The organism is Paenarthrobacter sp. A20, assembly GCF_024168825.1.
GTDB lineage: Bacteria > Actinomycetota > Actinomycetes > Actinomycetales > Micrococcaceae > Arthrobacter.
On the sequence record NZ_JALJWH010000001.1, the window covers coordinates 623,512 to 646,568 of the forward strand.

General features: G+C 64.9%; 23 protein-coding genes. 13 read left to right on the forward strand and 10 right to left on the reverse strand.

The features are described 5' to 3' along the window. Positions 1 to 52 precede the first annotated feature (52 nt). Both J3D46_RS03010 and J3D46_RS03015 read left to right on the forward strand, forming a co-directional pair. The gene (locus tag J3D46_RS03010; protein WP_253464990.1) at positions 53 to 1,282 is read left to right on the forward strand and encodes a GAF domain-containing sensor histidine kinase; all 1,230 of its coding nucleotides are present in this window, start codon (positions 53 to 55) and stop codon (positions 1,280 to 1,282) included. Between the two features lie 88 nt (positions 1,283 to 1,370). Beyond that, positions 1,371 to 2,825, forward strand: a complete 1,455-nt coding sequence (locus tag J3D46_RS03015; RefSeq protein ID WP_253464992.1) for a polysaccharide deacetylase family protein — start codon at positions 1,371 to 1,373, stop codon at positions 2,823 to 2,825. Positions 2,826 to 2,889: 64 nt separating this feature from the next. On the opposite strand, the gene J3D46_RS03020 is transcribed toward J3D46_RS03015, so the two are convergent. Continuing rightward, positions 2,890 to 4,269 carry a serine/threonine-protein kinase gene (locus J3D46_RS03020; protein WP_253464994.1) on the reverse strand — a complete coding sequence of 460 codons (1,380 nt, stop codon included), beginning with the start codon at positions 4,267 to 4,269 and terminating at the stop codon, positions 2,890 to 2,892. Between the two features lie 222 nt (positions 4,270 to 4,491). Then, the gene (locus J3D46_RS03025; RefSeq protein WP_231340842.1) at positions 4,492 to 5,133 is read right to left on the reverse strand and encodes a TetR/AcrR family transcriptional regulator; all 642 of its coding nucleotides are present in this window, start codon (positions 5,131 to 5,133) and stop codon (positions 4,492 to 4,494) included. Positions 5,134 to 5,245: 112 nt separating this feature from the next. Between J3D46_RS03025 and J3D46_RS03030 the strand changes: the two genes are divergently transcribed. The 5 genes from J3D46_RS03030 (at position 5,246) to J3D46_RS03050 (ending at position 11,171) form a co-directional block, all read left to right on the forward strand. Next, on the forward strand, positions 5,246 to 6,703 hold the full coding sequence (locus J3D46_RS03030; RefSeq protein WP_253464996.1) for a cytosine permease: 1,458 nt from the start codon (positions 5,246 to 5,248) through the stop codon (positions 6,701 to 6,703). Next, the gene (locus J3D46_RS03035) at positions 6,700 to 7,908 is read left to right on the forward strand and encodes a serine hydrolase (RefSeq protein ID WP_253464999.1); all 1,209 of its coding nucleotides are present in this window, start codon (positions 6,700 to 6,702) and stop codon (positions 7,906 to 7,908) included. The genes J3D46_RS03030 and J3D46_RS03035 overlap by 4 nt, the downstream gene beginning before the upstream one ends. Then, complete coding sequence (locus J3D46_RS03040; protein WP_253465001.1) at positions 7,905 to 9,530, forward strand: amidohydrolase; 1,626 nt, start codon at positions 7,905 to 7,907, stop codon at positions 9,528 to 9,530. The genes J3D46_RS03035 and J3D46_RS03040 overlap by 4 nt, the downstream gene beginning before the upstream one ends. A gap of 64 nt (positions 9,531 to 9,594) precedes the next feature. Further along, the gene (locus tag J3D46_RS03045; protein ID WP_253465004.1) at positions 9,595 to 10,590 is read left to right on the forward strand and encodes an alpha/beta fold hydrolase; all 996 of its coding nucleotides are present in this window, start codon (positions 9,595 to 9,597) and stop codon (positions 10,588 to 10,590) included. After that, a complete protein-coding gene (locus tag J3D46_RS03050; RefSeq protein ID WP_231340837.1) occupies positions 10,578 to 11,171 on the forward strand; it encodes a histidine phosphatase family protein in 594 nt (197 codons plus the stop codon). The genes J3D46_RS03045 and J3D46_RS03050 overlap by 13 nt, the downstream gene beginning before the upstream one ends. 31 nt (positions 11,172 to 11,202) lie before the next feature. Here J3D46_RS03050 and J3D46_RS03055 read toward each other — a convergent pair whose 3' ends face one another. From J3D46_RS03055 to J3D46_RS25055, 4 genes are all read right to left on the reverse strand, one after another. Further along, positions 11,203 to 11,748: a hypothetical protein gene (locus J3D46_RS03055; RefSeq protein ID WP_253465007.1), complete on the reverse strand. Its 546-nt coding sequence runs from the start codon at positions 11,746 to 11,748 to the stop codon at positions 11,203 to 11,205. After that, positions 11,745 to 12,308 (reverse strand): hypothetical protein, encoded by a 564-nt coding sequence (locus tag J3D46_RS03060; RefSeq protein ID WP_253465010.1) that lies wholly within the window; start codon positions 12,306 to 12,308, stop codon positions 11,745 to 11,747. The genes J3D46_RS03055 and J3D46_RS03060 overlap by 4 nt, the downstream gene beginning before the upstream one ends. Before the next feature lie 180 nt (positions 12,309 to 12,488). Then, entirely contained in the window at positions 12,489 to 12,773 is a 285-nt protein-coding gene (locus J3D46_RS03065; protein ID WP_231340835.1) for a hypothetical protein, read from the reverse strand. A 17-nt stretch (positions 12,774 to 12,790) separates the two neighbouring features. After that, a complete protein-coding gene (locus tag J3D46_RS25055) occupies positions 12,791 to 13,435 on the reverse strand; it encodes a TetR family transcriptional regulator (protein WP_253465013.1) in 645 nt (214 codons plus the stop codon). Positions 13,436 to 13,548: 113 nt separating this feature from the next. Here J3D46_RS25055 and J3D46_RS03075 point away from each other — a divergent pair, with 113 nt between their 5' ends. Both J3D46_RS03075 and J3D46_RS03080 read left to right on the forward strand, forming a co-directional pair. Then, positions 13,549 to 15,123, forward strand: coding sequence for an APC family permease (locus J3D46_RS03075; protein ID WP_253465016.1), 1,575 nt, complete (start codon positions 13,549 to 13,551; stop codon positions 15,121 to 15,123). Next, on the forward strand, positions 15,124 to 16,026 hold the full coding sequence (locus J3D46_RS03080) for a carbon-nitrogen hydrolase family protein (protein WP_253465019.1): 903 nt from the start codon (positions 15,124 to 15,126) through the stop codon (positions 16,024 to 16,026). It begins immediately after the preceding gene. Between the two features lie 76 nt (positions 16,027 to 16,102). On the opposite strand, the gene J3D46_RS03085 is transcribed toward J3D46_RS03080, so the two are convergent. Continuing rightward, complete coding sequence (locus tag J3D46_RS03085; protein WP_231343064.1) at positions 16,103 to 16,333, reverse strand: DUF6458 family protein; 231 nt, start codon at positions 16,331 to 16,333, stop codon at positions 16,103 to 16,105. A gap of 111 nt (positions 16,334 to 16,444) precedes the next feature. After that, on the reverse strand, positions 16,445 to 17,341 hold the full coding sequence (locus J3D46_RS03090) for an SDR family oxidoreductase (RefSeq protein WP_231343063.1): 897 nt from the start codon (positions 17,339 to 17,341) through the stop codon (positions 16,445 to 16,447). A gap of 113 nt (positions 17,342 to 17,454) precedes the next feature. Between J3D46_RS03090 and J3D46_RS03095 the strand changes: the two genes are divergently transcribed. Both J3D46_RS03095 and J3D46_RS03100 read left to right on the forward strand, forming a co-directional pair. Next, positions 17,455 to 18,078, forward strand: coding sequence for a helix-turn-helix domain-containing protein (locus J3D46_RS03095; protein ID WP_231343062.1), 624 nt, complete (start codon positions 17,455 to 17,457; stop codon positions 18,076 to 18,078). A 50-nt stretch (positions 18,079 to 18,128) separates the two neighbouring features. After that, positions 18,129 to 19,001, forward strand: a complete 873-nt coding sequence (locus J3D46_RS03100) for a DMT family transporter (protein WP_253469134.1) — start codon at positions 18,129 to 18,131, stop codon at positions 18,999 to 19,001. A 55-nt stretch (positions 19,002 to 19,056) separates the two neighbouring features. Here J3D46_RS03100 and J3D46_RS03105 read toward each other — a convergent pair whose 3' ends face one another. Further along, positions 19,057 to 20,109 carry an NAD(P)-dependent alcohol dehydrogenase gene (locus J3D46_RS03105; RefSeq protein ID WP_253465022.1) on the reverse strand — a complete coding sequence of 351 codons (1,053 nt, stop codon included), beginning with the start codon at positions 20,107 to 20,109 and terminating at the stop codon, positions 19,057 to 19,059. A gap of 116 nt (positions 20,110 to 20,225) precedes the next feature. On the opposite strand from J3D46_RS03105, the gene J3D46_RS03110 reads away from it, so the two are divergent. Together J3D46_RS03110 and J3D46_RS03115 are read left to right on the forward strand one after the other, a co-directional pair. Continuing rightward, positions 20,226 to 20,891, forward strand: a complete 666-nt coding sequence (locus J3D46_RS03110; RefSeq protein ID WP_253465026.1) for a TetR/AcrR family transcriptional regulator — start codon at positions 20,226 to 20,228, stop codon at positions 20,889 to 20,891. A 10-nt stretch (positions 20,892 to 20,901) separates the two neighbouring features. Beyond that, positions 20,902 to 22,761, forward strand: coding sequence for a glycoside hydrolase family 15 protein (locus tag J3D46_RS03115; RefSeq protein ID WP_253465029.1), 1,860 nt, complete (start codon positions 20,902 to 20,904; stop codon positions 22,759 to 22,761). Here J3D46_RS03115 and J3D46_RS03120 read toward each other — a convergent pair. Further along, the gene (locus tag J3D46_RS03120) at positions 22,730 to 22,930 is read right to left on the reverse strand and encodes a hypothetical protein (protein ID WP_231343054.1); all 201 of its coding nucleotides are present in this window, start codon (positions 22,928 to 22,930) and stop codon (positions 22,730 to 22,732) included. The genes J3D46_RS03115 and J3D46_RS03120 overlap by 32 nt on opposite strands. Positions 22,931 to 23,057 lie beyond the last annotated feature (127 nt).

Here is a 23,057-nt window from a genome sequence, read left to right on the forward strand (position 1 = left end):
ACCTGCCGGTAGTATCGGCAGGGAATTCACGAGACCCTTGGGGGATTGTTTTATGACGGAAATTCAGGGGCAGTTGTCCTTCACGAAGGACGCCGGCCGGGACTTGGAACTCCAGGAGTATGGCCTTAACCCGGCTGTGGATTCCACCCTTCTTCCCAATGCCGCGGTCCTGAGTGCCCTGCAGAACCTCGTGAGGCTTGCTACTGAGCTGTGTGGCGCACCGTTCGGCGTGGTCAACATCATCAGTGCCGAGTACCAGCACCAGATCGGCGCCTGGGGCGTCGACCCCGGGGTGTGCTCGCGTGAGGATTCCATGTGCGCCAAGGTGTTCCTCTCGGGTGAGAGGACCGTGGTGGCGGACGCCTCACAGGACCCCCGTTTCGCGGACAACCCCTTTGTCACCGGCGAAATCGGCAACGTCCGCTTTTACGCCTCCGTACCGCTCCAGACCGACTCGGGATTCGTCCCCGGAACCCTGTGCGTTTTCTCCGACAGGACCAAGGAGCTGCGTCCCGAACAGGTCGGCATGCTGGAGGTCCTGGCCAAGCAAGTTGTGGAACTGCTTGAACTGCAGCACCGCACGGTCCAGTTGGATCGGACCTACTCCGAGCTCAGGGAAAGCAACGCCAAACTCGCCGGATTCGCCGGCCGGGTGAGCCACGACCTCCGCATCCCATTGACCACCATCCTCGGGTACGTGGAGTTGGTGGAAGATGACCCGGATGTAGAGCCGGAAAGCACCGCAGCACGATACCTGGACCGCATCGGCGCCAGCGGCCGGCGGATGCTCGGCATGCTTGAAGACGTCCTGAGCTACTCGCGCGTGGGTGGCGGCATCCGGCCCGCCGAGGTGTCCCTGCGTGAGGTCACCGATGAGGTTGTCCGCGACCTTGGAATCGAAAGCCAGAGCATCGTTGATGTTGAGGACCTCAGGCTCCACGCGGACCGAGGCCAACTCCGCACTCTGCTGCAAAACCTCCTCTCCAACGCCATGAACTACCGCAGCCCGGATCGCGGGCTCCGCATCCGCATCAGCGGCGTCTCCAACTACCACGGGGCCACAATCTTCGTCGCCGATAACGGCAAGGGCATCAACCCGCAGGACCGTGCCAAGGTCCTGGAACCTTTAGTTCGCCTGCGCCGGCAGGGCGACGGCCCCGGCTCCGGCCTCGGACTTGCCACCTGCAGCAGCATCGCCAAAGCACACGGCGGCGAACTCACCCTCGGGGAAACCCCCGGCGGCGGAACAACAGTCGCGGTCAGCTTTCCCTCTGGAAGCTAGGCTCCCCGGGGTGTCTCCGGTTCCCTTGGCGTTGCACCTGCCATTATTCGAGGCATGACGACGTCGCATTTCCGCTAGGGCACCTGTGATGCGGTCCGCCCCAGTCCGCTCACCGTTCACGATCCTCCTCATGGGCATCGTGCTCCTAACAGCCGCCTGCGTCCCGATGACGGTTCAGCCCTCTTCGCTGACCCCACCAGCGATTGCGGTCATCGGGACGGCACCTCAGAGGATCATCCCGGGCCCGTCCATTGTTGATATGACCACGCGTACGGCCGGGACCTCTCCGACGGTCGCCACGTGGCAATACATCAGCGGCGCAGAGTCTTTCAACAGCAGGCTCGATGCCCGGCTGCTCAGCATTCTTGATGCCCGTGCCGGCGGGCGCCACCAACCCGAGGCCCTGCCACCCACTCCTTCGGCGCTCCTGTCCGACGGAGTTTCGATCACCCACGAAATCATTTTTGCCGCCGGAAGTGTTGTTGGGTCCAGATTTGTTCAAACAACAATGGTTGGGGGCGAGCGGGTCGGGCTCGTCGACGAGATCATCTATCAGGACCTCAGCACCGGAGATGTCACGGACAGTGCCGCTTTGATCAGCCCGGCCATGACCGGCACCTTACGGGCAATACTCGGGGAAAACGGGGGGCCCGCGCACCCAGAGCCGCCACCAGGTTCAGCTGTTGCCCCCGGGGTGCTGAACGCCATCGCGTTCACCGCCGAGGGGAACCTCAGCGTCACCCTCCACCACGACCCCGTCACAGGTGCGCCAAGGCACCCTGTCACCATGATCGTGAACGCCGAAACCACTGGCGAGGTCCTTTCGCCTGCAGGCCAAGCCCTTCGCAGAACAATCATGGCAAAAACACCGCCCCACTTCCCCGCGCCCGCCCCGATGGGCCTTGAACATATCGACTGCGACCTCGTCGCCTGCGCGGCCCTTACGTACGACGACGGACCCAACGCCCAAACCACCCGGCTCCTGGGGATACTCGAAAAGCACAAGGTGTTTGCGACGTTCTTCCAACAAGGCGGATATGTCAGGGCCAATCCGAAGGTGGCCGCGTCAGTGGCAGCAGCGGGCCACACGGTCGCAAACCACACCATGAGCCATCCGAACCTGACAAAGCTTTCATCCGCGGGCATTGAGGGCGAGATCAACGGCGCCCGGAAAGAAATCGAAAAGGCGACAGGGGTGGTGCCGGGCTACTTGCGGCCGCCCTACGGTGCAAGCAATGCCTCGGTCGCCGATGCCGTGGGGTTGCCGCAGATCCTCTGGGATGTCGATTCCATGGATTGGCAATCAAAGGACAAGGCGGTCTACCTCCCGCGGATCATGCGGCTGGTCAAGCCTGGATCAATCATCCTTCAACACGACGTTCACGCGTCGACGGTGGACGGCCAGGATGAGCTGATCACGCAACTCAAGGGCAAAGGCCTTTACCTGGTGACCCTCCCTCAATTGTTCGCCGGCATCGACCTGAAGCCCGGGGCAAGCTACAAATGCCGGGGCACCACAGCAGGTTGTGTTCCCGGCCGCTGAACTTCCGGAACCGAGCGCTCGACGGCGGGAGGTCGCCGTCGAGCTCTGGCCACCGCGTCCTGGACTACTTGTCGGAGCCCTTCAGCTGGTCCTTTTCAGACTTCTTGTCGCGTTTGCCTTCACTCTTTTTATCGCCGGCATCCTTGCCCGTTAGGGGCGCTTGGACGGCGGTTTCCTGGACGGCGGTTTCTTCGAGGGCGGGCGGCTGGAGGGCAGGGGCTGGAACCTGCTCCGGCAGGGTCGTCTCCGGAAGACCGACCACTTCTGCCGGCACGGCCTCCGCGGGCTCCGGGCCAACGGGTGAAACCGGGACGTCGGGCACGCTGGGCTGCGGTTCTGCCTGTGAGATGCCGGGATCAGCAGGCTGTGATGGATCCGCTGTGTTGTTGCCTGTCGGAATGATGCCCTGGGAGAAGATCAGCAGGGCGAGCGGAATGGTCACCGCGGCAGCCGCGACGCCCCGGACCGTCTTGGGCCGCCGCTTGGTCAAGGCGCGGAGGCCGGTAACGGTCGCCTGCTTCCGGGTCGGCGGCCTAAGCGGGGGCCGGGACGGCACCGACGGCAGAACCGCAGTCCTTCGTCCCGACTGGATCCCCTCAGCAGAAAGCGCCTGCTCGACTTCATGCGCCCCCGGGCGGTTTTCGGGATCCATGTCCGTCATTGCCTCAAGGAGCGACCGCAGCGGGGCCGGCAACTCCAACGGGATCTGCGGTGCCCGGTGCAGGCGGGCCGATGCGGTTTCAATGGGTGTCCCCGGAAACTCGGCCCTGCCCGTGAGGCATTCCAGGAGCACCAGGCCCAGCGAGTAGATGTCGCTCGCGGGAGTCAGCGCCAGGCCCTGTGCCTGCTCCGGGCTGAGGTACTGGGCGGTGCCTACGGTGAAGCCGGTAGCGGTAAGGCGGTTGTTGTTCATCACCAGCGCCACGCCGAAGTCCGCCAGTTTCACCGACTCGCCCAGCCCGTCGTCGTCGGATACCAGGATGTTGGCTGGCTTGATGTCGCGGTGGATGACTCCCTGCGCGTGAACCTGCGACAGCGCCCCGGCAAGCCGGATCCCGATGCGCGTGGTCTCAGGAACGGTGAGGGCTCCTTCGGAGAGCACGGCCCGCAGGTCCCGGCCTTCGGCCAGTTCCATGACCAGATACGCGCGTTCTTCGTCGTTCCTCGTGTCGACGCCGGCATCCAACGCCGCCACCAGCCCTGGATGGTCAAAGGAAGCCAGAAGCCTCATTTCGGTTTCTTGGCGATCGCGGAAAGAGTCGTCCCCCGAGCCGGGCAGGAAGATTTTGATGGCCACCTCGCGGCCGAGCAGCAGGTCTGTCGCCTGGTACACGGCGGACATGGCCCCCCTGCCCAGGATTGCGCCCAAGTGGTAGCGGCCGTCCAGTGTTTCGTCGATGGAATCGGGGACGCGGGAGTCCACGGCCTCGTCATTGTTGCCCACGAATTGTCACGCCCTTCAGGCCCCTTGGGTGTCACGGACCTGGGTGCTGTCCGTCGTTACCAAGCAACGCCGTCATACAAACTTCACGGTAGTCGCCCGGCCGCCTGCTTCAGCCACTGCGACTTGAGCAACCCCCAGCCCGATACAGCATCATCCGGTTTCGCCGGATCAGTCATCAGGATACTGATTAAACGGCCGGAAGGACAATGCGACGGCCCTTCATCAGGCCCCCCGCAGCCGGTCAACGGCCGCACGGAGCGTGCCCGCGCGCACGCCCAGCGACCATTCGGCCACATCCGTGACGAACCGCGTGAAGGCTTCATAATCGAATGAACCCGCATTGTTCGCATAGGAGCCCACTCCGTCGATCGCCACCCAGATCCGGATGCAGGCCGCGAAGGGATCCTCCACCACGAAGTCGCCGGAGGCAACACCATCCTCGATGAGGGCGGTCAGTCGGGTGCGATCCAGGTATTCCTGGGCCAACATTGCCTCCCCCAGGGCCGGAGTAAACCGGCAGAGGTGCCTTGCGTTGAGCCACAACCGGGTGAGCTCAAGGGCGCCACTTCCTTCGATGCGCGAAATCAGGTGGGCCATGCGCCGGAGGGGTGTCCCGGCGTCGGGAAACAGCTCTTCCCGCTCTTCCGAGACGGCGCGGACGAAGGCCGCGATCACCAGGTCCTCGGCGGCGGGATAGTAATGGCTGATCAGCCCGGGCCGAACCCCCAGCTTGTCAGCTACGGCACGGAGGGTTATCCGCTCCAGTCCCTCATTCAGGGCGATGGAAGCGGCCTCGGCAAGGATCTCGGCGCGGCGTTCGTCAGGTAATTTTCGGACGCGTTGGGATGTGGGGCTTGACACCATGCCCCACATTCTATTGGATAAGTGACCAATAGCACGTTGGTCGCATGACCAATAGCGTCGACGGACCGGTATCCCAGCGTTGCGAGCCGGTCCTTGCCCGAGAGGAACAGCGTTGTCCCAGCCCCATTTGACCGATCCGGCCAGTTATCCGGAGCCACTTGCCCACCCCGAGACCCGCGGCATTGAACTCATCGAAGCCTCGGAGCGGCACGGCCGCGCCCGCGATCTCTTCCCTGTCTGGGCGGCCCCCAACGTCAGCGTCCTGAACTTCACCGTTGGTGCATCGCTGATCCTGCTTGGCCTGGATCTTTGGCAGGCCCTCCTGGTCATCGTCGCCGGCAGCCTCCCCTGGATCCTTACCGGCATCGTGGCCACGAGTGGCCCGGCCGCAGGAACATCCGGGTCCGTGATTACCCGCGCCATCTACGGAATCCGCGGCAACAGGGTGATTGTCGCCTTCTTCGGCTGGTTCATTTCCGCCGTCTTCCTGGCCCTGAACTGGCTCGCGTCATCGTTCATGGGCGCTGAACTCCTGGCACAACTTGGCTTCACGGATCCCGTGGCCGGGCCGGTGCTGGTCACCATCGTCGTTGCCGCAATCACGGTGCTGGTGGCGGTATTCGGTCACACCCTGATCCTGCGCAGCTACCCCGTAGTGGCCTCGGTCCTGTTGGCCGTGTTCCTGCTGGTCACGGCCTTCGTCCTGCCGCACGTGCAATGGGGCTACACGGCCCCGGCACCCTTGGAAGGCGCACCGCTCTGGTCTGCGATGACCATCGGTTTCGCCATCCTGGCCTCCACTCCGCTCTCCTACACCAACAGCCCCGACCTCGCGCGCTATCTCCCACAGTCCACCAAACGGTCACACATCATCGCGGCCACGGCCCTGGGCGGCGCCCTTCCCTGCATGTTCTTCACGGCCGTGGGTGCACTTCTGGCTACCGGCGTCAGCGCAGCGGCCATGGACCTCGGCATCGAATCGGCACTCCTGGCCCTGCTCCCGGCATGGCTGGGTCCCATCTTCGTGGTGGGGGTCATCATCAACACCATCTCGCTCAACGGCATGACCACCTACACGGCGAGCATGGCATTCCAGTCCATCGGCGTACCGATCCGGCGCATCCCGTCTGCGATGGTGGTCGGAGCGATCGGCACAGCACTGACCATCTACCTCGTGATGTCCACAAGCCTCCTCGATGCCGTCAACCTGATGTTGCAGCTGCTGGTCCTCATCTCCGGGCCCACCATGACGATCTTCGCCGTGGACGTCATTCTTCGCCGCAACCGCTACGACGGCGAGGAGCTGTTCAACGAGAAGCCCGGCAGCCCCTTCTGGTACAGCGGCGGCTGGCACATCCCCGGCTTGCTGGCCGTCATCCTCGGCGCCGCCGTCGCGTCGCTCTTCCTCACCAACGCCGTGTTCACCGGCCCCATCGCAGCGGCCTTGGGCTTCCTGGACCTTTCCGTGCCGGTGTCCGTGATCGTCACCGCCGGGGTGTACATCGCCTTGGTCCCCGCCCTGCGCCGCACCCGCGGCAAAACACCCGTCCCCGAAGGAGCCCGAGCATGACCACCACTGGAACCCATCCCGCGCGATACCCCGGCGCCGCCGGCCAACCCACCCTGGACACCTGGCAGGAGGGACCGCACAACCGCTGGACGTTCGCGCACCTGGGCGAGCTGCTTCCGACGGCGTCAGTCTCCCGCCGCTTCCCGGCCGCCCCTGTTGAGGCTACTGACAGATTGGATGCGTTGGCGCTCCCGGGCCTGAGGCGCCGGCTCGAAGAGACGTATACCGACGCCTTCCTGGTCCTGCACCGCAACCGCGTCATCGCGGACTACTACAGCCCCGGCTTCGCCCCCGATGACCGACATCTGGTGATGAGCATTTCGAAGTCGATGTGCGGCCTGGTTGTCGGTGCATTGATTGACGCCGGAGAGATCGTCCCCTCCGCCCGCGTAGTGGACTATGTTCCCGAGCTCGCCGGATCGGCCTATGACGGACCCACCATCCAGCACGTGCTCGATATGGCCATCCACCTCAACTACAGCGAGAACTACGTGGACCCGGCCTCTGAAGTGCAGACCCACGACCGCTCCGCCGGGTGGCGAACCCGCCGCCCGGGCGACCCCGAGGACACCTACGCGTTCTTGGCCACGCTTACCGGCAACGGCACCGTGGGCGAATTCCAGTACTGCTCGGCCAACACGGACGTCCTCGCTTGGATCATCGAGCGGGTCACCGGCCTCCGCTACCCGGAAGCCCTCTCGAAGTATCTTTGGTCCAAGCTCGACGCGGATCGGGACGCCACCATCACGGTGGACACTGCCGGCTTTGGCTTCGCGAACGGCGGGGTCTCCTGTACCGCCCGCGACCTCGCCCGGGTGGGGCAGTTAATGCTCGACGCCGGAAACGGTCCAGGCGGCAGGGTGGTGTCCGAGGGGTGGGTCCACAGCATCCTCGAGGGCGGGGACCCCCAGGCCATGATGGATTCCTCATTCACCGCGATCCACCCTGGCGGTTCCTACACCCGGCAGTGGTGGTGCACCGGCAACGAGCGAGGCAATGTGACGGGGATAGGAATCCACGGCCAATACCTTTGGATCGATCCCGCCACGGATACCGTGATCGTGAAGCTCTCCACCTGGCCGGAGCCGGAAAGCGACCAGCTTCACGAACGTCAGAACCAGTTGCTGCTGGACGTCAGCCGATCCCTGGACCAGCCCTCCGCAGCAGAAGAAACAGCACCGGAAAGCAAGGAAAACGCAGCGTGACCACCCAGCTCTACACCAATGCCCGCATCTTCACCTCCGATACCCGCCGCTGGGCCGAGGCCTTGCTGGTCCAGGACGAACGGATCCTCTACGTCGGTGACGCGGACACTGCCGTACGCCTGCGCCCGGACGCCGATCGCCTGGACCTTGAGGGCCGCTTGGTGGTGCCCGGGTTCGTGGACGGCCACGCACACGTGGTCGGCACCGGCGAAGCCTTGGGACAGGTCAGCCTGTGGGGTGCCAAGTCCGTGGAAGAGATCCAGCAACGGATCAAGGCACGCGATACCGAACACCCGGACGTGGACCGCATCCTCGCTACCGGCTGGCTGCATGGCGCAATCCCGGGCGGTGTACCGGACGCAAGGATGCTCGACGCCGTCGTCCCGGACAAGCCCGTCTATGCCTTTGCCTACGACTTCCACTCCGTGTGGGTGAACACTGCGGCGCTGGCTGAACTCGGAATCGATGACCACACGTCCAACCCCCACGGCGGCACCATCAAGCGCGACGCCCACGGTCACGCCACGGGCTATATCGACGAGAACGCCTTCTATGACATGGTGCTGCCATTCCTTGATGCCCAGGTCAGCGAGAGCGAACACACGTCCAGCATCACCGCCGTCCAGCAGGCCTATCGAGAGACCGGCGTGACCACCGCCTGCGACATGGGCTTCAACGAGACCGACCTTGAAGCGTTCAAGCGTGCTGACAGGGACGGCACACTGACCAGCCGCCTCATCGCCTACTGGCGGGTGAACAACACCGGCTCCGTGGAGGAAAACCTCGCCCAGGTCCAGCGGGCGGCGAGTCTCGCCGTCGAGCATGAATCGCCTTTCCTGCGCGTGGTGGGGATCAAGGTGATCATCGACGGCACCATCGATGGCTGCACTGCCACCCTTGGCATGCCGTACGCCGACGGGTCGAACGCTGAACCGATCTGGAGCCTCAAGGAACTCGCGCCCGTGGTTGCCGCGGCCGACGCTGCCGGCTTGAAGGTGGCGATGCACGCCATCGGGGATGAATCGGTGCGGATCGCCATCGGAGCCGTGGAACACGCCGTGGCGGAGAATGGCCCCCGCGAACGCCGTCACCGGATTGAGCATCTTGAGTTGGTGGACAGGGCCGACGTCGATCGCCTCGCCGCGCTGGGAATCACAGCCAGCATGCAGCCGGTCCACGCCGATCCTGCCATCAGCGAAAACTGGGCCGCCAAGCTGGGCGACGACCGGGTGGAGCGCGGATTCGCGTGGCCGTGGATCACGGATGCCGGCGCCCGGCTCGCTTTCGGCACGGACTCCCCCACGTCCCCCCACGCCCCGCTTCCCAACATGTACGTGGCCACCACACGTGCGTCGGCCTTGGATGCCTCAGCGGGCACCAACGTCCCGGAATTCGCGCTGCCCCTGGCCGAATCGATCCAGCACGCCACCCGTGATTCCGCGTGGACGTGCGGAGCGGAGAATGACATCGGCCGTCTTGCCGCCGGCCTGTACGCAGACTTCGTGGTCCTGGACACCGACGTTTTCGCCGCAGACAATGCTGGAGCGCTCTTGGAAGCAAAGGTCCTGCGGACGGTGGTGGGCGGGCGCACGGTTTACGAAAAGGACCAGTCAGCAGGCTAGGAAGGCCCTGCCGATCCAGGACGCCCGCTGCTCCGAATCACGGTCAAAGGGTGAGGAGCAGCGGGTGGTCACGGACGTTCTGCAGGAAACGGCGGCATCGCGCAGCGCAGCAGTATCGCGCAGCGCAGGGTTTCACCGCGAGGTGATCGATACCGCACTGGGCCCGTGCGCTGTCCGCGTACAGGAAGCCCCCGACGCACGCAGCCACATCGCCGATGTGTACCTTCATGGCGCTGCGGGATCCTGGACAACATTCCTGCCACTGCTGTCCGACTCCCCCGAACGTGACCGCGTCCTCATCGACCTGCCCGGCTGGGGCGACTCCACCGAAGGTGCGCGGCTTGGGCCCGCCACCGTCGAGGCCATGGCAGGGACCGTCGTCGAGGTCTTGAACGGCCTCGGATACCGCAAGTGGAACCTTGTGGGCCATTCCATGGGCGGCGTCATTGCCCTGCACATTGCTGCGGAGTGGCCCGGGCAGACCCTCAGCGTAGCGGCGGTTTCGGCCACCATGCTTGGAGTGGCCGAGGCGGCCCGGCAACCATGGCAGGGGCTGTTCCGGATACCGTTTTTTGTCGTCATGATCCTTCTCATGCGCTCCACCGCAGTCTTCGGAAAGGCAGGGAGGGCACTGATCCGGTTGGTGGGGAACACGCCATTCATGCGGCTGCTCCTGTCGCCGCTGTTCGCGGACCCTGCAGCCATCCCCGCGCACGTCATCCGGAGGCTCGCACGCGAGGCCCGTCCCGCTGCGTTCTACGCGGCGACGCGGGCCGTCGCTCAGTACGATTTTGACCAATGGCGCAGTATCAGCTGCCCGGTCCTTGCCACCCGCGGAGAGTGCGATGCGTTCACGCCCCAGTCCGACCTGGATCAGTTGGCTTCCCTTGGATCCCATATCCGGACAGTGACAGTGCAGGGCTGCGGACACTTCGCGATCGCCGAGCAGACCGCCGTCGTTCAGCAACTGCTGGATGAGACGTACGGCGACGTGACATACGGCGACGTGACATACGGAACTGCGGCCGGGCAGGCCCGCAAGGCACAATGGACAGCATGACCCTCACAACTTTCGCCCTCGTCCGCCACGGCCAAACCGATTGGAACGCCGAGCGCCGGTTGCAGGGTTCCACCGATATTCCGCTGAACGACGTCGGCCGCGGCCAGGCGCGCGACGCCGTCGCCGTCCTGTCGGATCGCCAGTGGGACGCAGTAGTGTCCTCACCGCTGGGTCGCGCTGCGGAGACGGCGGAGATCATTGCGGAGGGACTGGGCCTGAAGGTTTCCCGCCTGGTTCCCGAGCTCACCGAACGCAGCTTTGGGCCCGCAGAGGGACTGCAGGCAGGTCCCGAACTGGAGGCCCTGCGCATCCCCGGCGGTTTCCGCGGCGGCGAAAGTGACGAAGCCGCCGCCGATCGGGGCATCACTGCCCTGGAAGAACTGGCCGAAGAATTCGCCGGCAAGCGTGTGCTGGTGGTTGCCCACGGCACGCTGATTCGTTTGACGCTCAACCGCGCTATCGGCCGGACCCTGGACGGTGTCCAGAACGCCGCCCTTAACCTGGCCCACCACGATGCTACGGACGGCTGGCAGCTGGAGTACTTCAACGGCGAGCGCGTCACGGCCGACGTCGGGGCGTAGCGGCGCACCGGCAGTCAGCGACGCGACGGGGCTAGCCGTTGGTGGGGGCCTGGGCCTGCCCGCTCAGAGTTGCGGCCAGCAACCGGTCAAAGCTGGCAATTCCGTTGCGTGGGGAGACGGCCATGATGACCGCACGCCATCGCTCGGGAGCATCGTCCCCAACTGCCAGGACCCGTTGCACCTGGAGTCGCAATCCGGGCATCCCGCTGACCAACAGCGGAAGGGCCTCGCCGCTCCTGGCCAGATGGCGGAGTTGCTTCGCTGAGAGGTCTTCGTGGGCGCTGCCGGTGACCTCATGGATCGTGTCATTGATCCGCGTGGTGAGGCGCCGCATGAAGGTCCTCCGGGCTGCCACCGCGGGGACCGTGAGGATGCCGGCGAAGGCCACCGTGAACAATGCCACGGAGCCGACGTTCCTGAGTCCCGTCATGAAGACCATCATGGTCAGCGCCACCATCATGCCGAGAATGCTGAAGAGGACAAACCTGATAACCGGGTTGTCGCCAGGCTTCCTCTCCCACGACACAACGGTTACTGCGTCTTGAGGTGATGGATGGCGTGCTGGATTCTGCATCATCGGGGTCCCTTCACTTCCATGAGCGCTTCGGCAAGGATGACTGCTTCGCGGGCCTGCCTCAGATCGCTGAGCAATCCGGGATCGGGTGTTGCTTTCGCGGCACCCCGTGGGCCGGCGAGTTCATAAAGGGCCCTGTTCAGGTTGTTCCGGTCTTGCGACAACCGCCTGGACGTCTTCAGTTTGGTGCTGCTGGCCCCAAGCTCACCGAGAGACTGCTGGATGGCATCGCGTTGTCCTTGCATGAGGTGCAGTTTTTCCGTGATTCGCAGGGTCTGTGAATGGTGAAGAGTCACCATTTTCACGGCGGTATCGTGGAGTTCGCCCAGGGCTGCGTAGGTCTCTGGCCCGCCCGCATGACGGTCCAGTTCTTCGCTGACGCGGGCCCGGCGTTGCTCCCACTTCAGCGATGCCGACTGGTACTTCTCCAGGAGCAAAGTGACTGCCGTGATTGCCTTGTCCACCGAACGGAGCCGAGTGGTGAGGCTGGCTGCGACGTCATCCAGCCGCTCGAGGAATGCTGCGTAGTTGTCCGCGGGCGGAACGTGGTCCTGTTGGTTCATGGGCCACCCTGCCCACCTCGATGATGGCGCTGCGCCTGCCCGCCGGAAGGTCCGGCCCCGCCCATGAAGCGGGAGCCCAGCAAGGAAAACCCTCCCCGAACGCCCATGTCACGAGGATAGAGGCTCCGGGACGGGTCTCATAGGCCCGGGCGTACGCCTGTGGTGGTCCGACCCAACTCCCTACCTGGCTTCGAGACGCGCCTTCAGCTGCTCCGTGTAATCCGGGTAGGCGGCAGCGATCTCTTCGAGGTCAACCGTCTGGGGGAAGTCGATCACCGGCTGGTGTTCCGCCAAGTACGTTGTGGTTTCGCCAACAACCAGTTGCTCATCGAATCCGTCCAGTCCCGCTTCCGCGAGGAATTCCGGGTTGGTGTGGACCAGGGATTCGCCGGTTTGGCCTTCCGATGCCCAGCGCACCAAGTATTCGTTGTGATTCACAAGTTCAATGTCGAACGTCTTCTCCATGGCAGCAGCCTACGCCTTTACGTGGTGCGGGCTGACCCGCTCCGGAGGCCCATGAGGTCCAACAGGGTCTCGGTCTTCAACCCCAGGAGCGAGGCGGCGAGGCTCCCCATGAGGTCCAGTACGTACTCGCTGCTGGCACTCCCGGCCAGCACGTCCATCACCAGGCCGTCTTCCTGGGCAACCAGGGTCCGGGCGATCTTGTCCGGGTGCAGAAGGGGCGAGAATTCGCCCGAGCGGGTTCCGGCGTCGATGATTTCCCGGTAGACGCGTTCCTGGGCGCTGGTGAGCTGTTCCTGGATCCGGCGCTGCTCGGGGTCGCGCAGCATGTGGGGCCAGTACTCGTAGAGGATGCGGGAGACGTCGTCGTCGAGTCCGGCGGTGGTTCCCGCGCTGATGACGGCGGCAAGCCGGGCTGTGGGGTCCATTCCCGGATCAACAGCTTCTGCGAGCTTTTCCAGGAACCTGTCCGAGGATGCGTGCACGGCGGCAGCGATGATCTCGGCGTGGCTGCCGAAATAGTAGAGCACGGCGTTCGCGGCCATACCGGCTTCGGCGGCGATGGCGCGCAGGGTGGCCCCCTCGGCGCCGTCACGCGCGGCCACGGCCTGGGCTGCAGCCACGATTTCCTGTCGCCGGATTTCCTTCTTGTCGACCCTCGCCACTACTGCTCCCCTGTGGACCCTTGAAGATTTCTGTTGACATTGACTCTAGACGGGTATTGAATGGCATTCAAATTTGAATGTGATTCAAATTACTGATTCAACGAGGAGTCTCCGTGTCACATCCCCCTTCCCCACCCATGGTCACCAAGGGCCCAGCACCCAAGGATCCCGCCCCTGGGGATCCAAGCTCCAAGGGCCTCAAAGCCGGGTCCATCGGCATCGGCCCCACCGTCGCCCTCGGCCTGGCTGCCGTCGCCCCCGCCTACAGCTTGGCCGTCACGCTCGGATTCGTAGTCCTGGCCGTTGGCGCAAGCACCCCCGCTGCGTTCCTGCTGGGATTTGTCCCGATCCTTTTCACGGCGCTTGCCTTCAGGGACCTGAACAAGGAGATGCCCGACTGCGGCGGTGTTTTCGTCTGGATAACCCGCGTTTTCGGCCCAGCGGCAGGCTGGTTCCTCGGCGGCTGGGTTCCCCAGATGGCCACCTTCATTGCGAGCGCGGCGCTGGCCCAGGTGGCCACCACCTATCTGCTCAACTTCTTCGGCCTGGCGTGGATCGCCGCGGAGCCCATAGCCGTTTCTGCCATTGCGTGCGGGCTGGTTGTCCTGAGTGCATGGATCGCGGCGAGGGGGATCGAGCTCTCCGCGTGGGTCCAGTACGCGCTGATTGCCCTGCAGCTGGTGGCTCTCGGCGGATTCTGCGTCGCGGCCTTCACCGCAATGGCCGCGGGGACCTCCGCCGGAACGGCAGAAGGCGGCAGGCAGCCAAGCCTGGCCTGGTTCAATCCGTTCGCATCCGGCGACATGTCCGGACTCGTGTCCGGCGTCATCCTGTGCCTCTTTATCTACTGGGGCTGGGACGCGCTGATAGCCGTGAATGAAGAAACCACCGACCGCAAGGGAACACCCGGCAAGGCCGTTGTCATCACTACCGTCATCCTGCTGTTCTTCTACGTCGTGACCGCCACGGCCGCCGTCGGATTCGCCGGAACCGCGGGGATCACCGACCCGGAAACCGTCTCGGACGTCCTCTCGGTCCTCGGCCCGCAAGCTGCCGGCGAGGTGTTTGGCCACGTCATCATCCTGGCAGTAGGCGTCTCAGCGTTGGCGGCCCTGATGACCGTGGCAGTCAGCACGCCCCGGACCTGGCTGAGCATGGGCACTTACGGTGCGCTTCACCGGGCGACCACGCGGATGCACGCCAAGCGCGGAACCCCCACCACCTCCATCGTCTGGTGGGCGGTCATCACCATGGCAATATCGCTGGGATTGACGGCCATCAGCGCCGACTTCATCGGACTGGCCATCCTCTCGGTGGGGCTGATGATCGCGGCCTACTACGCAGCCACCGCACTGGCCTCGGTGGTGTACTTCGCACCGCTGATGCGCACCTCCGCATCCGCCCTGATCCTGAAAGGCATCCTCCCCGGCCTCGGCGCCATCCTCATGATCGGCGCGTTCGCCTACAGCGCCGTGGACATGCTGTCCCCGGAGTACGCCGGCCTGTCCTGGCTGGGCATCGGCTCGGTGTTCTGGATCGGCATCGGCGCCTTGGCCCTCGGCCTTGTGGTCACCGCGGTCTTGAGGCCCAGGCTCCGTCCCTTCTTCTCCGGCAAAACGATCCCCCGCGGGAACGTCACCACCCGCCACCACCTTCCACCCATTCTCAGCAACGAAACCGAGGCATAAATGCGCATCCTGTCCATCGCAGCACTTCAAACCAACCCCGTGCCGCATAATCTCGAAGCCACCTGGGCACGGTTCGAGGCCCAGGCCGAGTCGGCCAAGAGGCTCGGCCCCGACGTGGACGTCATCGTGGTTCCAGAGCTCCTGCTTTCCGCCCCTGGCGAGTTCCTGATGCCGGACCCGGACGGCGAAACCCGCTCCGCCGCTCCGATCCCCAGCCCGCTGACCGACCGCATCTCGGCACTGGCCCGCAGGCTCAACGTGTGGCTCGTACCAGGCTCCCTTCTGGAAACAGACAACGGGAACACTTTCAACACAGCCATCGCCGTTTCACCGCAAGGCGAGATCGTGGCCCGCTACCGGAAGCTCTTCCCTTGGCGGCCGTTCGAAACCACCACGCCCGGAGATTCGTTCGTCACGTTCGACATCCCCGGCTGCGGACGCATTGGCCTGGCCATCTGCTTCGACGGCAGCTTCCCGGAAGTGGCGAGGCAGTTGGCCTGGCTGGGCGCCGAAGTCATTATCCAGCCAACCCTCACCACCACACGGGACAGGGCCATGGAGATTGTCATGTCCCAGGCCAACGCCTTCGCCAACCAGGTCTATGTGGTGAACGTCAACGGCGCGTCCCCGTCCGGGGTTGGCGAGAGCGTCATCGTGGATCCCGAGGGCACCATCATGCAGCATGCCCGGGGTGGGGAAGAGATCCTGTTTGCCGTGCTGGACCTGGACCGCGTTACCCAGCTGCGCCGCTACGGAACCCACGGCATCAACCGCCCGTGGACCCAACTCCGGGACCAGGAAGGCCTGTTGTCCTTCCCGATGTTCGGCGGGGCCCATTTCCAGTCCCCGGATTGGACCGAGCCCAGCACGGCGGGCCAGCGGAGCACCGCAGCTCCGGCCTGACCAGCCCCGGCTTTAACTGGAGAAGCGCACGACGGCGACAACCGGCGTCGTGCGCTTCTTGCGTCAACAGCGGCTGCTAGACCTCGGGGCGCCGTTCGACCACCGTTTCAGGGGCCGTGCGCCGCTCGACTACGGTCCTGCGGGTCCTGCTGGACATCGCGATGGAAATGATGAGCCCAACGACGCCGACCACCATCAGGATGTAGCCCACCAGGACCTGGTCCAGGAAGGGGATGAGTCCGGGGGCGAGCGCGAAGGCCAAAATGGCTCCGACAGCAATCAGGGCAATGGAAGAACCGATTCTCATAGCGTGCTCCTCGTGTCCGTTCGGCGCATGGTCAGGGAACTCCGGCCGAATCTGTACCGTCAGCATACTTATGATCTATGGCCTCCACCAGACATTGCGCCACCGCACCAATCAGTGTCCGTAGCGGGCGGCCAGCCTGGCGATGGCATCTTCCGGGGTTGGCGCAGGCCCGAACACCTGCTCCTGCCGGGTGGTGTCCGCAATGTATTTTCCGGTCTCGAACCACGCCACCATGCTTGCCATATCGCCCACCAGCGGAAGGATCTTCGACGTGACCTTGCCAAGCCCGGCGATGGCACCCGCCGGCACGGTCATGACCTTGATCGGCTTGCCTGCCCGGCGCCCCGCCACCTCCGCAGCTTCCTGGATGCTCACAGGCCGGCTCCAGCCAATGTCGATGCGCTCCCCTTCGACGATGTCCGCGTCAACAGCCTCCGCGAGGTACCTCGCGACGTCGCTGGCCAGGACGAACGTCAGCCGCGCGTCCTTCGAACCCAGCCACACGAAGCGCCCCTTCGCGAACGGGTCTCCGCCCATCCCGACCGCCTGGTCAAAGAAGGCGCCCGGCCGGAGGGCCACGAACGGAACACCAAGCTCCTCGAATTTATCCTCGGCGAGCTTCTTGTTCCAGAAATGCGGGATCTGCGGAGTTTGGTCGCTGGTGACAATGCTGATCAGCACGAATCGGGGCACGCCGGCCTGTTTGGCAGCGACCGCCAGGTTGCTGTTCCCGTAGGTATCGATCGCCTTGGCGTTCTTGTCGTTCCGGGTATAGCCGGCCGCGGTCGACACCACCGCTGAAACTCCCGTCATCGCGGCAATCAAGGAGGCGGCGTCCAACATGTCTCCGCGCGCAATCTCAACGCCTTTGGCCTCAAGCTTGGCGGCATTGGACTTTGGCCTCACCAGTGCGCGGACTTTCTTACCGCCCTTGAGAAGCTCGTCCACCACTTGGCCACCCAGGAATCCCGTGGCACCAATAACAAGGACAGGCAGGTCTTCGGCCACAATTTCTCCTTAGGGTTTTGTTCCTAGCTCAGTGGTAGCACGGGGCCGGGATCCCGGCTAGACCCCAAATCGCCAAGACAACCAGTGCACTCTCGGTGCAGTATTATGCACTTATGGATGAAAGCACCACTACCCTTTCCCTGGCCATCGGCGCCAGGGTCAAGCAGGAACGCCAAACCCGCGGCTGGACCCTTGACCAGCTGGCTGCGGCCGCCGGCGTGAGCCGCCGCATGATCGTCAATGTGGAGCAAGGCGCGGCGAATCCCAGCATCGGCACGTTGCTTCGGATCAGCGACGCCCTGGGCGTCGGGCTACCGGCACTGGTGGAGCCGCCACTCCCGAAGCCGGTCAAAATCACCCGGAGCGGCGAAGGCGCCGCACTGTGGACCAGCGGGCAGGGCGGCCGGGGAATACTGGTGGCCGGAACCGAGTCGCCGGACGTGGTGGAACTGTGGGACTGGACCCTGGGCCCCGGCGACAGCCATGGCAGCGAGGCACATGCCCCGGGCACCAAGGAACTCCTGCAGGTTCAGGCCGGCACCGTGACCGTCGATGCAGGGGAACAAATGGTGACCCTCGAAGTGGGCGACTCCATGACTTTCCCCGGCGACGTTGCCCACTCCTACGCCAACCAGGGCACCGGGCCAGCCAGATTCATCCTCGCAGTGTTTGAGCCGGGCGTGGGTTCGGGGCACCGGCAAGAGGCCGATAACCCCGGCCAGGGCACCAGCTCGTGAGCGCCCCCAAAGGCGGCCCCATTCCGCCCTGGGGACTCGCCGTGGCAGCGATGCTCTCGGTGCAGCTGAGCTCCGCCTTGTCCGTGGGGCTCATCGCCGAGGTCGGCCCGGCCGGAACGGCGTGGCTGCGGCTCAGCCTGGGAGCCATCATCTTCCTGGCCATCGCCCGGCCACCGCTGCGCTCCGTTCGCCGGCACGACGTCCTGCCGCTCCTGGGACTTGGCATCGCTACCGGACTGATGACCATCATGTTCCTGGCCGCCGTGGAGCGAATCCCTTTGGGCACCACGGTCGCCATCGAATTCCTTGGCCCCCTGACGGTCGCGGCGGTCCGCAGCCACAACCGCCGGGCCCTGGCGTGGCCACTTCTTGCGCTGCTGGGAGTCGTCCTGCTCACCGAGCCCTGGCACGGCCACGTCGACCTGCTGGGCGTCATGTTCGCAGCCATTGCCGCGGCCGGATGGGGCGCATATATCCTGCTGACGCAATTGATCGGCGATCGCTTCACAGGAATCGGGGCTCTCTCGCTGACGGTCCCCATTGCCGCCGTGACGGCCGCCGTCGTCGGAATTCCGCAGGCAGTGGGCCACCTCAGCTGGGGCATCCTCGCGGGCGCGCTGGGCGTAGCCATCCTGATGCCGGTACTGCCGTTCGTGTTGGAGCTGAAGGCGTTGCGCCGCATGACCTCCACTGCGTTCGGCACACTGATGTCGCTGGAGCCCGCATTCGGAGTCCTTCTGGGGTTGTTGGTGCTGCACCAACAACCGTCCATCATCCAGTTCATCGGCATCGCGCTGGTTGTCTTCGCCGGTGCCGCCTCCCAGCGCGGCGGCAACCGGAACACGCCGCCCTTGGCCGAGCCAACCACCGTGGCGCCCGCGCCGGCGGCAGTATCAGCCGACCGCCCCAGCAAGGAGGCGTAACGCACGACGGCGACCTGCCGCCGTCGTGCGTTCCTTGCGTCGGGCAGCGCGGACCTCAGATGGTGATGGCCACCTTGCCACGCACGTTGCCCGCATCGAAGTAGCGCATGGCCTCCGGGACTTGCGCCAGCGGATAGGTGCGGTGGATGGCCGGCGTGATGGTTCCGGCGTCCAGGAGCCCGGCTAGGAGCTCAAGATCTGCAGCCTTCTGCGTGCCCACGATCATGGTGAGCCGCTGGCGGATGAAGGGGGAGAGCGCCACTGCGCGGAGCTGCCTGTCCATGCTTCCCGTCCACGTGCCGCCTTCCTCGCCCCCGGTGATCACGGCCGTCCCCGCCGATGTGAGTGACCGGCGTAGACGCGAAACGGAGGGGTTTCCCGCGATGTCGAGGATGACGTCGTACTGCACGGATCCGTCAGCGAAACCCTGCTGGGAGTAGTCGATGACATGATCGGCGCCGAGGGCACTGACCATGTCCACCTTCGCTGTGCTGGCCACTCCGGTGACTTCAGCACCGGCTGCCTTGGCGAGCTGCACCGCGTAGCTGCCTACTCCGCCCGAGGCTCCGGTGACCAGGACTTTGACCCCCTGCGATGACGGGCCGCGGCCGGGGTCGATGCCGCCCGCGCGCAAGGCGATCAGGGCGGTGCAGGCGGACACCGGCACCACTGCCGCCTGCTCGTAGCTGATGTTGTCCGGCTTGTGGGCCAACTGGCTTTCGCGGGCAGCGGAGTACTCGGCGAAGGCCCCCTTCCCTGACCCGAAGACGTGGTCGCCCACGGAGAACCGGGTTACTTTCGCGCCGACGGCCTCCACGGTGCCGGCGAGGTCCAGCCCGGGAACAGGGTTCTTCGGGGTCTTGAACCCGTAGACCGGGCGCAACGCGTACGGCAGGCCTGTGGTGAGGTGCCAGGTACCGCGATCGAGCCCGGCGGCATGGACCTTCACCAGCACCTCATTCTCTGCGATGGCGGGCTGTGGGACCCGTGCTTCATGGAGGACATCGGCGGGACCGTAACCCTCCTGCACAATGGCCCGCATGGTTGGACCCTGCAACGCCTGATTCTTGTGGTGACGGGATTCCTTGGCTTGCTGACCAGTGGTCATGGCCGGACCTTTCAGTACTTGTGGGGCTGGGGTTTGCGGTTTTCGTACGCTGTACCAATGAGATTACCGTACACTGTACTAAACCGCTAGAGGCCAGCCCTGAACCAAGGAGTCCCGTGTCCCCCGCAGCATCCCAGCGACTCTCCCTCAGCCGGGAGCGAGTGCTTGAGTGCGCCGTTGCCCTCGCCGACGAGTCGGGCATAGCGGGACTGACAATCCGCACGCTCGCCCAGAGCATGGGAACCAAACCCATGTCGCTCTACTACTACGTGGCCAACAAGGACGAGATCCTGGATGGCATCGTGGACATGGTCTTCAGTCAAATCGAACTGCCGGCGCCCGATGGAAACTGGCGCGAGCAGATGCAGCTGCGGGCCCACCGCATGAGATCTACGCTCAGGCGCCATCCCTGGGCCGTCGGGCTGCTGGAAAGCCGGACAGCGCCCGGCCCGGCAACCCTCCGCCACCACGAAGCAACGCTTGCGACGCTGCGGAGTGCAGGATTCTCCGTGCAGCTGACCGCCCACGCCTATGCACTCCTGGACAGCTACATCTACGGATTCGTCCTCCAGGAAGCTGCCCTTCCTTTCGAAGGCCGCAACACCGCCGCCGAGATCACCAAGCCCATCATGGAACGCTTCGCCACAGGTGAGTATCCGCGCATGGTGGAGATCGCCGTCGAACATGTCCTCAAACCCGGCTACGACTTTGGCGACGAATTCGGGTTCGGCCTGGACCTCATCCTTGACGGCCTCAGCCGTCTGGCAGGAGACGCGGACTAGGATCTGATCCATGGCCAGGATTGAGGACTACGCGATCATCGGGGACTTGAACACCGCCGCCTTGGTGGGGCGGAGCGGGTCCATTGACTGGATGTGCCTGCCACGGTTCGACTCTCCCGCCTGCTTCGCGTCCTTGCTGCACACTCCCGATGCCGGCCGCTGGCTCCTGGCTCCTGCCGGCACGCCCGACGGCGGCAACTGCACCCGCCGCCACTACCGCGAGGACACCCTCGTCCTGGAAACGGAGTGGGAAGTGGACGGCGGCGCTGTCCGGGTCATCGACTTCATGCCGGTCCGCGACGACGCCGTGGACCTGGTGCGGATCGTGGAGGGCATATCCGGCCAAGTGGACATGCACATGGAGCTGGTCCTGCGCTTCGACTACGGCAGCGTGGTGCCGTGGGTCCGGCACAGCAAGCACGGCATCAGCGCAGTGGCGGGGCCGGACTCGGCCTATCTCACCACCCACGCCCCGCTTGAAGGCCGGGACAAGCGAACGTACAGCGACTTCACCGTCCGCGCAGGCGACAGGGTTCCGTTCGTGCTGCGCTGGGCACCCAGCCACGAACGGGAACCACGGCGGATCGATCCCTTTCGAGCGCTCGAAGCAACAGAGTCGTTCTGGCTGGAATGGATCGGCCGCAGCGAGATGGCAGGGAAGTACAAGGAGCCCGTGGAGCGGTCCCTGATCACCCTCAAAGCGTTGACCTATGCGCCAACCGGGGGCATCGTGGCCGCCGCGACGACGTCCCTGCCCGAGCAAATCGGCGGACCCCGCAACTGGGATTACCGATACTGCTGGCTCCGCGATGCCACCCTGACCCTGCAATCCCTGTTGGCGGCCGGCTACACCGAGGAGGCATCCGCGTGGCGGGACTGGTTGCTGCGCGCTATCGCCGGCGACCCATCGGAACTTCAGATCGTGTACGGACTCGACGGCGCGAGGAGACTCCCGGAAGCGGACATACCGTGGCTCTCCGGTTACGAAGGGTCCATGCCGGTGCGCACCGGAAACGCTGCGGCTCCCCAGCTTCAACTGGATGTGTGGGGCGAAGTCCTGGATGGCCTCTCCCTGACGCGCGCGGCTTTCCAGGACGGCACCGTGGACAACTCCTGGGACATCCAGATCGCCCTGATGGAGTATCTCGAAGGAGCCTGGGACCAGCCGGACAACGGACTCTGGGAAATGCGCGGACCGAGGCAGCACTTCACCCACTCCAAGGTCATGGCATGGGTGGCCGCGGATCGGATGGTCAAGGGCGTGAGGACCTCCGGGCTGCCCGGCCCGGCCGACAGGTGGGCGGCCCTCCGCAGCGAAATCCACGCGGAAGTTATGACCAAGGGGTTTGACGAGGGACTCAACACCTTTGTCCAGTCCTACGGCAGCAAGGACCTGGATGCGAGCCTGCTCCTGATCCCGCGCGTCGGATTCCTCCCGCACCGCCATCCAAGGGTCGCCGGAACGGTAGCAGCAATCCAGGAAGGACTGACCGACGACGGCCTGGTCCTCCGATACAGAACCCAGTCCGGACACGACGGCCTGCCCGGCGACGAAGGAGTGTTCCTGGCCTGTTCGTTCTGGTTGGTGGATGCACTGCTGGGCATTGGCCGCTCAGGCGAGGCCACCAGGCTCTTTGAGCGGCTGCTCACCCTCCGCAACGACGTTGGTTTGCTGAGCGAGGAGTGGGACCCCCGAACCCAGCGCCAACTCGGCAACACTCCCCAGGCGTTCAGCCACTTCCCCCTCATCCACAGCGCCCTGCAGTTGCACCACGGAGAGGCCCATAAGAGCGACACTCCGCTCGGCCACCCCAAGCACCCGGGGCAATCCAGCGGCTCTACCCTTCGGAATGATCCTCGCCTTCGCTAACGGGCGGTTCGCCCTTATGGCTCGCTTCCTCCAGATGAAGGTCCAGCTTGCGCTCGGCCTCACGCCGCCGCTGGCCGATGGTCCGCATCTGCTGGGTTGTGGGGTCTCCCCTGTCCTCCAACGCTCCGCCTGACGGCGCGGCGGGCTGCACATTCTCTTGTTCGCCCATAAGTAAATCGTCCCATCGCCACTGCTTTTGCGATAGCAGCAATTGCTTGCTTGGGTGGTTGGCCCTCGACCGGTAGCGTGAGCCACAGACAGGTTGCCCCGCTGCGGGCGAACGATTCCAAGGAGCT

Excerpts from the sequence above, each read along its gene's own strand:
- J3D46_RS03080 (WP_253465019.1), top strand. The coding sequence starts at position 15,124 with ATGCGCATCCTGTCCATCGCAGCACTTCAAACCAACCCCGTGCCGCAT.
- J3D46_RS03025 (WP_231340842.1), bottom strand. The coding sequence starts at position 5,133 with ATGGTGTCAAGCCCCACATCCCAACGCGTCCGAAAATTACCTGACGAA.
- J3D46_RS03120 (WP_231343054.1), bottom strand. The coding sequence starts at position 22,930 with ATGGGCGAACAAGAGAATGTGCAGCCCGCCGCGCCGTCAGGCGGAGCG.
- J3D46_RS03015 (WP_253464992.1), top strand. The coding sequence starts at position 1,371 with ATGCGGTCCGCCCCAGTCCGCTCACCGTTCACGATCCTCCTCATGGGC.
- J3D46_RS03060 (WP_253465010.1), bottom strand. The coding sequence starts at position 12,308 with ATGAACCAACAGGACCACGTTCCGCCCGCGGACAACTACGCAGCATTC.
- J3D46_RS03105 (WP_253465022.1), bottom strand. The coding sequence starts at position 20,109 with ATGACCACTGGTCAGCAAGCCAAGGAATCCCGTCACCACAAGAATCAG.
- J3D46_RS03115 (WP_253465029.1), top strand. The coding sequence starts at position 20,902 with ATGGCCAGGATTGAGGACTACGCGATCATCGGGGACTTGAACACCGCC.
- J3D46_RS03055 (WP_253465007.1), bottom strand. The coding sequence starts at position 11,748 with ATGATGCAGAATCCAGCACGCCATCCATCACCTCAAGACGCAGTAACC.
- J3D46_RS03010 (WP_253464990.1), top strand. The coding sequence starts at position 53 with ATGACGGAAATTCAGGGGCAGTTGTCCTTCACGAAGGACGCCGGCCGG.
- J3D46_RS03065 (WP_231340835.1), bottom strand. The coding sequence starts at position 12,773 with ATGGAGAAGACGTTCGACATTGAACTTGTGAATCACAACGAATACTTG.
- J3D46_RS03035 (WP_253464999.1), top strand. The coding sequence starts at position 6,700 with ATGACCACCACTGGAACCCATCCCGCGCGATACCCCGGCGCCGCCGGC.
- J3D46_RS03095 (WP_231343062.1), top strand. The coding sequence starts at position 17,455 with ATGGATGAAAGCACCACTACCCTTTCCCTGGCCATCGGCGCCAGGGTC.
- J3D46_RS03100 (WP_253469134.1), top strand. The coding sequence starts at position 18,129 with ATGCTCTCGGTGCAGCTGAGCTCCGCCTTGTCCGTGGGGCTCATCGCC.
- J3D46_RS03085 (WP_231343064.1), bottom strand. The coding sequence starts at position 16,333 with ATGAGAATCGGTTCTTCCATTGCCCTGATTGCTGTCGGAGCCATTTTG.
- J3D46_RS03050 (WP_231340837.1), top strand. The coding sequence starts at position 10,578 with ATGGACAGCATGACCCTCACAACTTTCGCCCTCGTCCGCCACGGCCAA.